At 42.4% G+C, this 12,613-nt stretch carries 13 protein-coding genes; all 13 read left to right on the top strand.

The features are described from left to right. The 13 genes from QL229_RS17480 (at window position 1) to QL229_RS17420 (ending at window position 12,373) form a co-directional block, all read left to right on the top strand. The gene (locus tag QL229_RS17480; RefSeq protein WP_063701404.1) at window positions 1-786 is read left to right on the top strand and encodes a ParA family protein; all 786 of its coding nucleotides are present in this window, start codon (window positions 1-3) and stop codon (window positions 784-786) included. 20 nt (window positions 787-806) lie between these two features. Then, complete coding sequence (locus QL229_RS17475; protein WP_135923076.1) at window positions 807-1,718, top strand: ParB/RepB/Spo0J family partition protein; 912 nt, start codon at window positions 807-809, stop codon at window positions 1,716-1,718. Window positions 1,719-1,878: 160 nt separating this feature from the next. Further along, window positions 1,879-2,259, top strand: coding sequence for an ATP synthase subunit I (locus QL229_RS17470; protein WP_135923075.1), 381 nt, complete (start codon window positions 1,879-1,881; stop codon window positions 2,257-2,259). Between the two features lie 15 nt (window positions 2,260-2,274). Beyond that, the gene (gene atpB / locus QL229_RS17465) at window positions 2,275-3,132 is read left to right on the top strand and encodes a F0F1 ATP synthase subunit A (protein WP_054554806.1); all 858 of its coding nucleotides are present in this window, start codon (window positions 2,275-2,277) and stop codon (window positions 3,130-3,132) included. Window positions 3,133-3,188: 56 nt separating this feature from the next. Continuing rightward, complete coding sequence (atpE, locus tag QL229_RS17460; protein WP_010561330.1) at window positions 3,189-3,422, top strand: F0F1 ATP synthase subunit C; 234 nt, start codon at window positions 3,189-3,191, stop codon at window positions 3,420-3,422. Between the two features lie 42 nt (window positions 3,423-3,464). Continuing rightward, the gene (gene atpF, locus QL229_RS17455; RefSeq protein ID WP_054554807.1) at window positions 3,465-3,935 is read left to right on the top strand and encodes a F0F1 ATP synthase subunit B; all 471 of its coding nucleotides are present in this window, start codon (window positions 3,465-3,467) and stop codon (window positions 3,933-3,935) included. Between the two features lie 16 nt (window positions 3,936-3,951). Beyond that, window positions 3,952-4,485 (top strand): F0F1 ATP synthase subunit delta, encoded by a 534-nt coding sequence (gene atpH, locus QL229_RS17450; protein WP_135923074.1) that lies wholly within the window; start codon window positions 3,952-3,954, stop codon window positions 4,483-4,485. A gap of 14 nt (window positions 4,486-4,499) precedes the next feature. Next, the gene (atpA, locus tag QL229_RS17445) at window positions 4,500-6,041 is read left to right on the top strand and encodes a F0F1 ATP synthase subunit alpha (RefSeq protein ID WP_054554809.1); all 1,542 of its coding nucleotides are present in this window, start codon (window positions 4,500-4,502) and stop codon (window positions 6,039-6,041) included. Between the two features lie 59 nt (window positions 6,042-6,100). Further along, window positions 6,101-6,961: a F0F1 ATP synthase subunit gamma gene (gene atpG, locus QL229_RS17440; RefSeq protein ID WP_235384038.1), complete on the top strand. Its 861-nt coding sequence runs from the start codon at window positions 6,101-6,103 to the stop codon at window positions 6,959-6,961. A 32-nt stretch (window positions 6,962-6,993) separates the two neighbouring features. Continuing rightward, window positions 6,994-8,379, top strand: a complete 1,386-nt coding sequence (atpD, locus tag QL229_RS17435) for a F0F1 ATP synthase subunit beta (RefSeq protein WP_138557632.1) — start codon at window positions 6,994-6,996, stop codon at window positions 8,377-8,379. Between the two features lie 13 nt (window positions 8,380-8,392). Continuing rightward, window positions 8,393-8,815, top strand: coding sequence for a F0F1 ATP synthase subunit epsilon (locus QL229_RS17430; RefSeq protein WP_135923073.1), 423 nt, complete (start codon window positions 8,393-8,395; stop codon window positions 8,813-8,815). Between the two features lie 273 nt (window positions 8,816-9,088). Continuing rightward, window positions 9,089-10,447, top strand: coding sequence for a bifunctional UDP-N-acetylglucosamine diphosphorylase/glucosamine-1-phosphate N-acetyltransferase GlmU (glmU, locus tag QL229_RS17425; protein ID WP_138557633.1), 1,359 nt, complete (start codon window positions 9,089-9,091; stop codon window positions 10,445-10,447). 141 nt (window positions 10,448-10,588) lie between these two features. Beyond that, window positions 10,589-12,373 carry a choice-of-anchor I family protein gene (locus QL229_RS17420; protein ID WP_281547234.1) on the top strand — a complete coding sequence of 595 codons (1,785 nt, stop codon included), beginning with the start codon at window positions 10,589-10,591 and terminating at the stop codon, window positions 12,371-12,373. Window positions 12,374-12,613 lie beyond the last annotated feature (240 nt).

The raw sequence follows: 12,613 nt of genomic DNA, 5'->3' as shown, positions 1-12,613 counted from the left end.
GTGGCAAAAGTCATCGCATTAGCAAACCAAAAAGGTGGTGTTGGTAAAACAACCACCGCTGTGAATCTCGCGGCATCGATGGCCGCGACGAAGCGTAAAGTGTTATTAATCGATCTTGATCCGCAAGGTAACGCAACCATGGGGAGCGGTGTCGATAAATATGGTGATGTTGCGACTATTTACGATTTATTGATTGAAGAGACACCAATCGAAGAAGTCATCAATAAAGAAACCTCTGGTGAGTACCACTTAATTGCTGCTAATGGTGATGTGACTGCCGCTGAAGTTAAATTAATGGAATTGTTTGCTCGCGAAGTACGTTTACGTAATGCGTTAGAAAAAATTCAAGATCAATACGACTTCATTTTTATTGACTGCCCGCCTTCACTAAATATGCTGACTGTTAATGCAATGGCTGCCGCAGATTCAATTTTAGTTCCAATGCAATGTGAGTACTATGCCCTTGAAGGTTTAACGGCGTTAATGGATACCATTACGCAACTTTCTAAGTTAGTAAATCCAGCGTTAACAATTGAAGGGATTTTGCGCACCATGTATGATCCGCGCAATCGCCTTGCAAATGACGTATCTGAACAACTAAAACAACATTTTGGCGATAAAGTATATCGTACCGTTATCCCACGTAATGTCCGTTTAGCAGAAGCGCCGAGCTTTGGTGCCCCTGCCATGTATTATGACCGTGCATCAAGTGGCGCTAAAGCATACTTAGCCCTAGCCGGCGAAATGTTACGTAGAAAAGAGAAAACATCTTCAGCAGTAGCCTAACTTCGAGGTAAAAAAATAACATGTCTGCTAAAAAACGCGGTTTAGGCCGAGGACTCGACGCTTTATTAAGTTCATCAAAACCAGCCCAAAGTGCAAATAATCAGCAACAAGCGACAACCACACCAGAGCAAGTCTCTGAGGTAGTTGCTGAGCAAAAAAATGGTGAACTGCAAAAGCTAGCGATAGAGTTTTTACAATCGGGTAAATATCAACCACGTAAAGACATGTCTGAAGAAGCACTTGAAGAGTTAGCCAGCTCAATTCGTGCCCAAGGTATTATTCAGCCAATCGTTGTGCGCCAAATTGGTGCAGATAAATACGAAATTATTGCAGGTGAGCGTCGTTGGCGTGCTGCACAATTAGCAAAATTAGACACCGTACCGTGTATCATCAAAGATGTACCCGATGAAGCTGCGGTAGCTATTGCACTTATTGAAAATATTCAACGTGAAGACTTAAATGCGATGGAAGAAGCGATTGCATTAAATCGTTTGCTAAATGAGTTTGAACTTACCCATCAACAGGTCGCCGAAGCGGTTGGCAAGTCTCGTACAACAGTAACAAATTTGCTTCGCTTAAATAATTTAAATGAAGATGTAAAAATATTGTTAGAACATGGTGATATTGAAATGGGCCATGCACGCTGTTTATTAGGCCTTGAAGGTGAAGCGCAATCAGATGCAGCACGACTAGCAGTAGCTAAAGCGTTAACTGTTCGCGAAACCGAAAAGCTAGTGCGTTCTATTTTAGAACCAGCGCCAAAAAAAGAAGTGCAAGAAAAAGATCCTGATGTCAAACAGTTAGAACAAAAACTTGCTGAAAATTTAGGCGCAAAAGTAGAAATAAACTACAATAAAAAAGGCAAGGGAAAGCTGGTTATTTCGTATACAACACTTGATGAGCTAGATGGCATTTTAAGCCGTATAAATTAAGACTATTCCCGTCATTAATTAATAACATGTCCAAAAAGAGACATTTGTGGTGTTTTTGCACTACAAAGGGTCGACTCAAGTTGCAAAACTGGTAGGAATCAGTATAATTTCGCCAGTTTTCATACCCTGACAATTTGAACGTTTACAAGGTTAATAAAACGTGACTAATAAGTTAGCAAAGCCTTATAGGCTTGCCGCATTTAAATTAATTTGTCTTCAGGGTATCGTAGCGCTCATCGCTGCAGTAGTTGTTTTTATAGGTTGGGGAGTCAATGCCGGCCAGTCAGCAGTTGCTGGCGGGGCTGTAGCAATACTCCCTAATTTTGTATTTGCCGTCTATGCATTCAGATATGTGGGTGCAAGTCGAGTAAATCAAGTGTATGCCTCGCTAAAGCGCGGCAACGGATTAAAATTTATGCTAACAATCGTGTTGTTCGCACTGATACTGAAGTCTTACACGGTCATTTTGTTACCGTTTTTCTGTGTTTATGTATTGGTGTTATTTTGCGGATTGTTTGCGCCCGTTTTTTTTAATCATTAACTTTTGGGATATAACATGGCTGCAGAAGAAGTAACTCTATCAAGCCATATTCAGCACCACTTAACTAACGCTAAGATGTGCTCGACCGACGCTGGTCTTGCCTTCAACAAAGCGTGTGCAGACAGTGGTTTCTGGACATGGAATATAGATACCCTCGCATGGTCAATCGGTTTAGGTCTTGTATTTTTATGGATCTTCCGTAGTGCCGCTAAAAAAGCAAATACCGGTGTACCTGGTAAATTTCAGTGTTTCATTGAAATGATCGTTGAGTTCGTTGGCGACAACGTACGCGATACTTACCACGGTAAAAGTGCCCTAATCGCTCCATTAGCTCTAACGATTTTCGTTTGGGTGTTCTTAATGAACTTAATGGACTTAATTCCGGTTGATTTCCTACCTGCATTCGCTGGCTTCGTTGGTGAACAAGCATTCGGTATGGATTCTCACGACGTTTACATGAAGATTGTACCAACAACAGACATCAACATGACTGCTGCACTTGCTATTGGCGTATTCATTCTGATGATCGGTTACGCAATCAAAATCAAAGGGATTGGCGGTTTCTTAGCAGAACTTACGCTTCACCCATTCAGCTCAAATAACAAGCTAGCGATGGTGTTTTTAATCCCGTGTAACTTATTACTAGAAACAATCGCTTTAGTAGCTAAGCCGTTCTCGTTAGCGCTGCGTTTATTCGGTAACTTATATGCTGGTGAGTTGATTTTCATCTTGATCGGCGCAGTTGGTTTAATGCAACTACCGTTGCACTTTATTTGGGCTGTATTCCACATCTTAGTAATCGTACTGCAAGCATTCGTATTCATGATGCTAACAATCGTTTACCTAAGCATGGCAAGCTCAGATAATCACTAATTTTATACACTTTTAAATTTTAACTTTAATTTACAATTGAAACTTTGGAGAAAAAAATGGAACTAATGATTGGTCTTAAGTATATCGCTGTTGCTCTACTTATCGGCTTCGGTGCAATCGGTACTGCTATCGGCTTCGGTAACATGGGTGGTAAATTCCTAGAAGCTTGTGCTCGTCAACCTGAACTTGCACCTTCATTACAAGTTAAGATGTTCATCCTTGCTGGTCTAATCGATGCTGTAGCTATGATCGGTGTTGGTATCGCAATGGTATTGTTGTTCGTACTTTAATATTATTTTTTGAACAGCTTACTATTTTAAGGAGGAGCGGTCGTGAACTTAACAGCCACTCTTATCGGTGAATTAATTGCATTTACGGTTTTCGTACTTTTCTGTATGAAATACGTATGGCCACCACTAAATGGTGCAATTGAAGCTCGCCAGAAGAAAATCGAAGATGGTTTAGCTGCCTCTGATAGAGCCGAAAAAGACTTAGAACTTGCGCAAAAGAAAGCTGCTGAGCAGCTTAAAGAGGCAAAAGCTCAAGCGGCTGATATCATTGAACAAGCTAAAAAGCGTGCCACGCTTATCGTTGACGAAGAAACTGTTCGTGGTCAACAAGAGCGTGAAAAAATTATTGCTCAAGGGCACTCTGAAATCGAAGCAGAGCGTAACCGTGTAACAGAAGAACTACGTAAACAAGTAGCGACGCTGGCCGTGGTTGGTGCTGAGAAGATTTTAGAGCGCGAAATCAATCAAGCCGCACACAGTGACATCGTTGAAAAACTTGTCGCTGAGCTGTAATTAGGAGGGTATGAGCATGTCTGAATTGGCTACTATCGCTCGCCCATACGCTAAAGCGGCTTTTGAACTTGCCGTTGAAAAAGGCACTGTTGAAAGTTGGAACGACATGCTGTTCTTTGCTGGCCAAGTTGCCAGCAATGAGCAAGCCGCTGCCGCGCTAGCTGGATTGCCTACTGCTACTGAAAAAGCAGATCTGTTTATCAAGATCTGTGCAGAGCAGCTCAACGAACAAGGTCAGAACCTAATCAAGGTGATGGCTGAAAATGGACGTTTAGTTGCACTGCCAGCTGTTGCAGAGTTATTCGCTGAATTAAAAGCGGACTACGACAAAGAAATCGACGTTGATGTGGTTTCTGCAACACCGCTTGCTGCTGAGCAGCAAGTATCATTGGTAGCGGCACTTGAAAAACGTTTCGCACGCAAAGTTAAGCTGAATTGTAGTGAAGATACTACAGTGGTTGGCGGCCTTATTATCAAGGCGGGTGACACTGTAATCGACGGCTCAGTACGTGGCAAATTAGCCCGCTTAGCTACATCACTACAATCGTAATTGGGAAAAAGAGCATGCAACTTAATTCCACTGAAATTTCAGATCTGATCAAACAACGTATTGAACAGTTCGAAGTTGTAAGTGAAGCTCGTAACGAAGGTACTATTGTATCTGTTACTGACGGTATCATCCGCATCCACGGTCTTGCTGACTGTATGCAAGGTGAAATGATTGAGCTTCCTGGCAACCGTTATGCTATCGCACTAAACCTTGAGCGTGACTCAGTAGGTGCAGTAGTAATGGGTCCTTACGCTGACCTTAAAGAAGGCGTAAAAGTTAAATCAACTGGTCGTATCTTAGAGGTTCCTGTTGGTCGTGGTCTACTTGGTCGTGTTGTTAACACACTAGGTGCACCTATCGATGGTAAAGGCGCTTTAGACAACGACGGTTTTGAACCTGTTGAGAAAATCGCACCAGGCGTTATCGAACGTCAATCAGTAGATGAGCCAGTACAAACTGGTTATAAATCTATCGATGCGATGATCCCAGTAGGTCGTGGTCAACGTGAGCTTGTGATCGGTGACCGCCAAACTGGTAAAACTGCATTAGCAATCGATGCTATCATCAACCAAAAAGGTACAGGCGTTAAGTGTGTGTACGTTGCAGTTGGTCAAAAAGCATCTACAATCGCTAACGTAGTACGTAAATTAGAAGAGCACGGTGCATTAGAAAACACTATCGTTGTTGTTGCATCTGCTTCTGAATCTGCGGCACTTCAGTACTTAGCACCATTCTCTGGTTGTACTATGGGTGAATACTTCCGTGACCGTGGTGAAGACGCGCTAATCGTATATGATGATTTATCTAAGCAAGCTGTTGCTTACCGTCAAATCTCATTACTACTTAAGCGTCCACCAGGTCGTGAAGCATACCCAGGTGACGTATTCTACCTTCACTCACGTCTTCTAGAGCGTGCATCACGTGTAAACGCTGATTACGTTGAGAAGTTCACTAATGGTGAAGTGAAAGGTAAAACAGGTTCATTGACGGCATTGCCAATCATTGAAACTCAAGGCGGCGACGTTTCTGCGTTCGTACCGACAAACGTTATCTCTATCACCGATGGTCAGATCTTCTTAGAAACTGACTTATTCAACTCAGGCATCCGTCCAGCTGTTAACGCTGGTATCTCGGTATCTCGTGTTGGTGGTGCAGCGCAAACTAAAATCGTTAAGAAACTAGGTGGTGGTATCCGTCTAGCGTTAGCTCAGTACCGTGAATTAGCTGCGTTCTCGCAGTTCGCGTCTGACCTTGACGATGCAACACGTGCTCAATTAGAGCATGGTGAGCGCGTAACAGAGTTAATGAAGCAGAAACAGTACGCACCAATGTCTGTTGCTGAAATGTCTCTGTCGCTATTTGCTGCTGAAAAAGGCTACCTAAAAGACATCGAAATCGCGAAAATCATGGATTTCGAAGCTGGCCTAATTTCTTATGCAAACAGCACATACGCAGAGCTAATGGCTCAAATCAATGAAACTGGTAACTACAACGCTGAGATTGAAGCTCAACTTAAAGAACTTCTAGAGAAGTTCAAGTCGACGCAAACTTGGTAATTTAGTTATGAATGGTGAGCTTTAGGCAACTAAAGCCCACCTGATTCGGAGAGAGAGTCATGGCCAGCGGAAAAGAGATTAAAAGCAAGATCGGGAGTATCAAGAATACTCAAAAGATCACCAGCGCAATGGAAATGGTTGCTGCGTCTAAAATGAAAAAAGCGCAGGAACGTGTGGCGTCAAGCCGTCCATACGCTGAAAACTTACGCCAAGTGATTGGTCGTGTTGCTCAAGCAAATCTTGATTTTACTCACCCTTTCTTAGAAGAGCGTGAAGTAAAACGAGTTGGTTATATTGTTATCTCTACTGACCGTGGTCTATGTGGTGGCTTGAACTCAAACGAGTTCAAAAAAGTTGCCCTAGACGTTAAAGCGTGGAAAGAAAAAGGCGTTGAAGCTGAATTTACTACTTTAGGTAGCAAAGCAGCTGGCTTTTTCCAACGTTTCGGCGGTAAGTTAGTCGCTAAAAAAGCGAGCTTAGGAGATACACCTTCACTACAAGACGTTATTGGTCCTGTAAAGACAATGCTAGATGCATACTCTGAAGGTAAAATTGACCGCTTATACGTAGTATTTAACAAGTTCGTTAATACTATGAAGCAAGAGCCAACAATCGATCAGTTACTCCCTTTGCCAAAAGCTGAAGAAGAAGTATCTCAACATTCTTGGGATTACTTATATGAGCCAAACCCAGATGCGATTTTAGAAGCTCTGTTAGTACGCTTTATTGAGTCTCAAGTATACCAAGGTGTAGTTGAGAACGCTGCCTCTGAACAGGCTGCCCGTATGGTTGCAATGAAAGCTGCAACTGATAACGCAGGCGACCTTATGGATGAGTTACAGCTTGTTTATAACAAGGCTCGTCAAGCTGCAATCACACAAGAAATTAGTGAGATTGTTGGCGGTTCGGCAGCAGTTTAACGCTTCGGCAAAGTTTAATGAGAGGAATAGACATGAGTTTAGGTAAGGTCGTCCAAATTATCGGCGCCGTTGTGGATATCGAATTTCCACAAGACAACGTGCCAGCCGTATATGACGCACTAAAAGTAACAGATGGCGACTTAGCGGGTTTAACTTTAGAAGTTCAACAACAGCTAGGTGGCGGTGTGGTACGTGGTATCGCACTTGGTACTACTGACGGTTTACGTCGTGGTACTTCAGTAGAAGGTACAGGTCAGCCAATTCACGTTCCAGTAGGTACGAAGACACTAGGTCGTATCATGGACGTATTAGGTAACCCTATTGATGAAGCTGGTCCAATTGGTGAAGAAGAGCGTATGTCTATTCACCGTGCAGCACCTTCTTACGAAGAGCAATCAAATTCAGTAGAACTTTTAGAGACTGGTATCAAGGTAATCGACCTTGTATGTCCATTCGCTAAAGGTGGTAAAGTTGGTCTATTCGGTGGTGCCGGTGTTGGTAAAACCGTAAACATGATGGAACTTATCCGTAACATCGCAATCGAGCACAGCGGTTACTCAGTATTCGCAGGTGTTGGTGAGCGTACGCGTGAGGGTAATGACTTCTACCATGAGATGAACGACTCAAACGTACTAGACAAAGTATCTCTAGTATACGGTCAAATGAATGAGCCACCGGGTAACCGTTTACGCGTAGCGTTAACAGGTCTTACTATGGCTGAGAAGTTCCGTGACGAAGGTCGTGACGTACTTTTCTTCGTTGATAACATCTACCGTTATACTCTAGCGGGTACAGAGGTATCAGCACTTCTAGGTCGTATGCCTTCAGCAGTAGGTTACCAACCAACTCTTGCTGAAGAAATGGGTGTACTTCAAGAGCGTATCGCATCTACTAAGACGGGTTCAATCACTTCAATCCAAGCGGTATACGTACCTGCGGATGACTTAACTGACCCATCTCCAGCAACAACGTTTGCTCACTTAGATGCAACAGTAGTACTTTCTCGTGATATCGCTTCACTTGGTATCTACCCTGCGGTAGACCCACTTGATTCATCTTCACGTCAACTTGACCCACTAGTAATCGGTCAAGAGCACTATGATACAGCGCGTGGCGTTCAAACAGTTCTTCAACGTTATAAAGAACTTAAAGACATCATCGCAATCCTAGGTATGGACGAGCTTTCTGACGAAGATAAGCAAGTTGTATCTCGTGCACGTAAAATCCAGCGTTTCCTATCTCAGCCGTTCTTCGTTGCTGAGGTATTCACAGGCGCGCCTGGTAAATACGTGTCACTTAAAGACACAATTGCTGGCTTCAAAGGTATCTTAAACGGTGAGTTTGATGATATGCCAGAGCAAGCGTTCTACATGGTTGGCTCTATTGAAGAAGCTCAAGAAAAAGCCAAAAGCATGTAATTAGGAGGGTAGTATGGCGGCTATGACTGTACATCTTGACGTAGTAAGCGCAGAAGAGAGCTTGTTCTCTGGTCTGGTTGAATCGATTCAAGTGAGTGGTAGTGAAGGTGACCTTGGTGTTAACTATGGCCACGCTCCATTATTAACTGCCCTAAAACCTGGTATGGTACGTTTAGTTAAGCAATTTGGTCACGAAGACGTGATGTATATTGCTGGCGGCACGCTAGAAGTTCAACCGGATCGCATCACAATTCTTGCAGATACTGCAGTACGTGGTGAAGATCTAGATGAACAAGCGGCTGAAAAAGCGAAACGTGATGCTGAAGAGCAAATGGCGAACACGTCAGCTGCTGAGTTAGATTACCAACAAGCTGCAGTACAGCTTGCTGAAGCAATCGCTCAACTTCGCGTAATTCAACAATTACGCAAAAAGTAAGCCTACTCGGTTTTCGAAAAGCCCACTTAACGTGGGCTTTTTTGTGCCTGAAATGTGATGCTTTGCACCCTATTCTATTTTTATACTTATATCCTTCATCAAAGCTCGCTACAATAGTGTGAATTAATAGTGAATAGCTGTTTCATTCAAGGTTCAGTCCTACACATTAGGATTGCGTATTTACACATGATGTGACTTACATTACTTTGTTTGTTTTTTCAGATCTCACAACATCATGCACACCTAAAACAAAGAAAGAAGGATATTGTTTTAATGTCTCTGACTACTGTTATTCTAGCAGCGGGTAAAGGTACCCGAATGCGCTCTGCTCTACCAAAGGTACTTCACAAAGTTGCGGGTAAACCTATGGTGCAGCACGTTATTGATAATGCCACTGCACTTGGTGCTCGCGAAACAAACCTTGTTTATGGTCATGGTCGTGAACAGCTACAAGCTGCCCTATCGCACAATCAAGTAAATTGGGTATTACAAGAAGAGCAACTTGGTACCGGCCATGCAGTCGCTGTTGCCAAAGAACATATTGCCGATGACGATACCGTATTGATTCTCTACGGTGATGTGCCACTAACAAAACGCGCCACTTTAGAAAAGCTACTTGCTGTGACACCTAAAAAAGGCCTAGCTGTATTGACCGTGACTTTAGATGACCCATCAGGTTATGGTCGTATGCTTCGTGAAAATGGCAAGCTGGTAGGTATCATTGAGCAAAAAGATGCCTCACCTGAGCAACTTGAAATTAAAGAAATCAACACCGGCATTATGGCTGCTAATGGTGAGTTACTAAAACGTTGGTTAGGTAACTTATCTAACAACAATGCCCAAGGTGAGTACTACCTTACAGATATCGTTGCGATGGCACACAGTGAAGGTGTTGAAATCACCTCGGCACAGCCTGAGCATCCGATGGAAGTTGAAGGCGCTAATAATCGCGTACAACTTTCAGCGCTTGAACGTGCATATCAAGCATGGCAAGCAGAAGAGTTAATGCTAAACGGCGCAACACTTGCTGATCCGGCTCGTATCGATGTGCGTGGTGAAGTAACGACTGGTGAAGATGTACTAATCGACGTTAATGTTATCTTCGAAGGCAAAGTAACAATCGGCAATAATGTTCAGATTGGTCCTAACTGCGTACTTAAAGACTGTACTATTGGCGATAACGTTGTTATCAAAGCTAACTCACTTGTTGAAGAAGCCAGTGTTGCGGCTAAATGTACTTTAGGGCCTTACGCTCGTCTTCGCCCTGGTGCGATTATGGAAGAAGACTCGCATATCGGTAACTTCGTTGAGATGAAAAAAACTCGCTTAGGTAAAGGCTCAAAAGCAAATCATCTAACCTACTTAGGCGACACTGAAGTTGGTGAAAAAGTAAATATTGGCGCAGGGACTATTACCTGTAACTATGATGGCGTAAATAAATCAAAAACCATTATCGGTGATAACGCCTTTATCGGTTCAAACTCATCACTAGTCGCACCAGTAAATATTGGCTCAATGGCAACCATTGGCGCAGGTTCTGTTATCACTAATACAGTTGAAGACGAACAGCTTGCAGTCGCTCGTGGTAAACAACGTAATTTAACTGGTTGGAAACGTCCAACTAAAAAATAGTGAGCTACCCTACTAATATTATATAGAAAGCGAGTTTATACTCGCTTTTTTTATGGCTCAATTTAGTGCTCATCAAAGTGCCATATAGTTGTAATGCCTGCGTGTTGTAATTGCGTTAATACAATACGAAGGAAAATAATAATGTTAAAAAGATCAATTATTGCGCTATCACTTTTAACCATTCTTACAGGTTGCTCATTAGACGGTGACGACGGCAAAGATGGTATGCAAGGTGAGCAAGGTCCTGCAGGGCAAGATGGAGCGAGTGGTGAAGACGCAAATTCAGCGTTAAGTATAAATCTTATCGGCCGTGCGGTGCTCAACGCAGAAAGCCCAGAAGGTGCAGCAGAGATTGTTGCCTATCAACCATCAAAAAAAAGAATTTTCGCTATTAATAGTTCGGGTGATTCGGCCGTTGTGAATATCATAAAAGCCAATAGTTTTGACCGTGCAGCTTTAGTTAAAGATAACGAAGGAGTAATAAACGGCACTAACTTAGATTCAGACATTACCCTTGCACTTAATGAGCACACTGCTGGCGATGCAAACAGTATCGCTATTGATATTAATAATGAACTTTTAGCTGTAGCAATGGCAGCTAGTAATACGGGTGATAAAGGATTAATCGCATTTTATGATATTAGTGGCGAAGAGCCTCAGTTTATTAAGAATGTTACTGTAGGTGCCCTACCCGATATGGTTACCTTTAGCCATGATGGTAATAAAGTACTTGTTGCTAATGAAGGTGAACCTAATGGGGATTACAGTATTGACCCTGAAGGCTCAATTAGCATGATAAACATCAATGATGGTGTGATTGCTGATACCGCGATTAGCATCACCTTTTCTGCCTACAACGATAAACAAGCAGAGCTTGAAGAGCGAGGGATTATATTTGCTAATCCGGCTGGCCGTACAATCAACGGTAATTTAATTAATACAACCGTAGCTATGGATTTAGAGCCTGAATACATCAGTATTTCTAAAGACAATAAGTTTGCATACGTGTCACTACAAGAAAATAACGCCCTTGCTATCGTCAATCTTGAAGATAATAGTCTAGAGCTTAAAGGCTTAGGTTTTAAAGATTGGTCTAATTTATTGATTGACGCATCAGATAAAGACGGTGGCGTTAATTTTAAATCATACCCAGGCCTCTATGGCATGTATCAACCTGATACGATTTCAAGCTTTACCTGGAAAGGTGCAAACTTCATTGTTACTGCCAATGAAGGTGATGCACGAGAATATTTCTTTAACACAACCGACGAAGCTGATTGTTTAGCAAAAGGTGGTTTAGATTACGATAAAGATGACGGCTGTTTATCATATATAGATGAGACCAGAGCGAAAGACTTAACTCTAGCAAGTAATTTTGATTACCTTAACAATGACAATAATGATATTGGCCGTTTAAAAGTGACCACTGTTAAAGGTGATGAAGATAACGATGGTGAATACGAGTCACTCTATGCATACGGCGCTCGCTCTTTTACTATCTGGGATAGTAACGGCATGGTGGTTTTTGATTCAGGCGATCAAATCTCACGTATTACCGCTTCAGTCCACGGAGCAGCATTTAACAATAACGAAGATGAAAATGCCGGTGATAGTCGCTCTGATGACAAAGGTGCAGAGCCAGAAGCATTAGCACTGGGTACAATTGGTGAGCGTACATTTGCATTTATTGGTCTAGAGCGTATGGGCGGCATCATGGTGTTTGATATCACTAATCCATACAACGTGACATTCCAAGACTACTTTTTTAATCGTGGTTTAGAAGCCGATGCAGATATAACCGGTGATCTTGCTCCTGAAGGTATGGCATTTATACCTGCAGAGCAAAGTGCAACGAATGAAGCATTGCTCGTTGTTGGCAATGAAATTTCGGGTTCAATCGCTGTTTGGGAAATTTCTACTAACTAATCTCACCCATAAAGATAAAAAGCGACATAGCTAATTTAAAGCATGTCGCTTTTTCTACACCATTCCATCCTCAAAAAATGACTGCTTTTTAAGCTAAAACCCCTCTGTAGCCCTTTATTTGTATAGTTATTGTACTAATTTGAAAATAATCAAAAAAACCTTAAAAAAGTGCTTGCGTTAATTCTTCGCATCCCTATAATGCGCATCCACTGACACGGCGGGCAGCAATGAAAAGCGCTG

Origin of the sequence: Pseudoalteromonas sp. PAR1 (assembly GCF_947311895.1) — a bacterium.
In the GTDB taxonomy this organism is placed as follows: domain Bacteria; phylum Pseudomonadota; class Gammaproteobacteria; order Enterobacterales; family Alteromonadaceae; genus Pseudoalteromonas; species Pseudoalteromonas lipolytica_C.
The sequence above is the reverse complement of the archived record's forward strand: the minus strand, read 5'-3'. Positions and strand labels throughout refer to the sequence as shown.

Coding starts and splice junctions, on each gene's coding strand:
- glmU (WP_138557633.1), top strand. CDS start 9,089: ATGTCTCTGACTACTGTTATTCTAGCAGCGGGTAAAGGTACCCGAATG.
- QL229_RS17430 (WP_135923073.1), top strand. CDS start 8,393: ATGGCGGCTATGACTGTACATCTTGACGTAGTAAGCGCAGAAGAGAGC.
- atpH (WP_135923074.1), top strand. CDS start 3,952: ATGTCTGAATTGGCTACTATCGCTCGCCCATACGCTAAAGCGGCTTTT.
- QL229_RS17420 (WP_281547234.1), top strand. CDS start 10,589: ATGTTAAAAAGATCAATTATTGCGCTATCACTTTTAACCATTCTTACA.
- atpE (WP_010561330.1), top strand. CDS start 3,189: ATGGAACTAATGATTGGTCTTAAGTATATCGCTGTTGCTCTACTTATC.
- QL229_RS17475 (WP_135923076.1), top strand. CDS start 807: ATGTCTGCTAAAAAACGCGGTTTAGGCCGAGGACTCGACGCTTTATTA.
- atpG (WP_235384038.1), top strand. CDS start 6,101: ATGGCCAGCGGAAAAGAGATTAAAAGCAAGATCGGGAGTATCAAGAAT.
- atpD (WP_138557632.1), top strand. CDS start 6,994: ATGAGTTTAGGTAAGGTCGTCCAAATTATCGGCGCCGTTGTGGATATC.
- atpA (WP_054554809.1), top strand. CDS start 4,500: ATGCAACTTAATTCCACTGAAATTTCAGATCTGATCAAACAACGTATT.
- atpB (WP_054554806.1), top strand. CDS start 2,275: ATGGCTGCAGAAGAAGTAACTCTATCAAGCCATATTCAGCACCACTTA.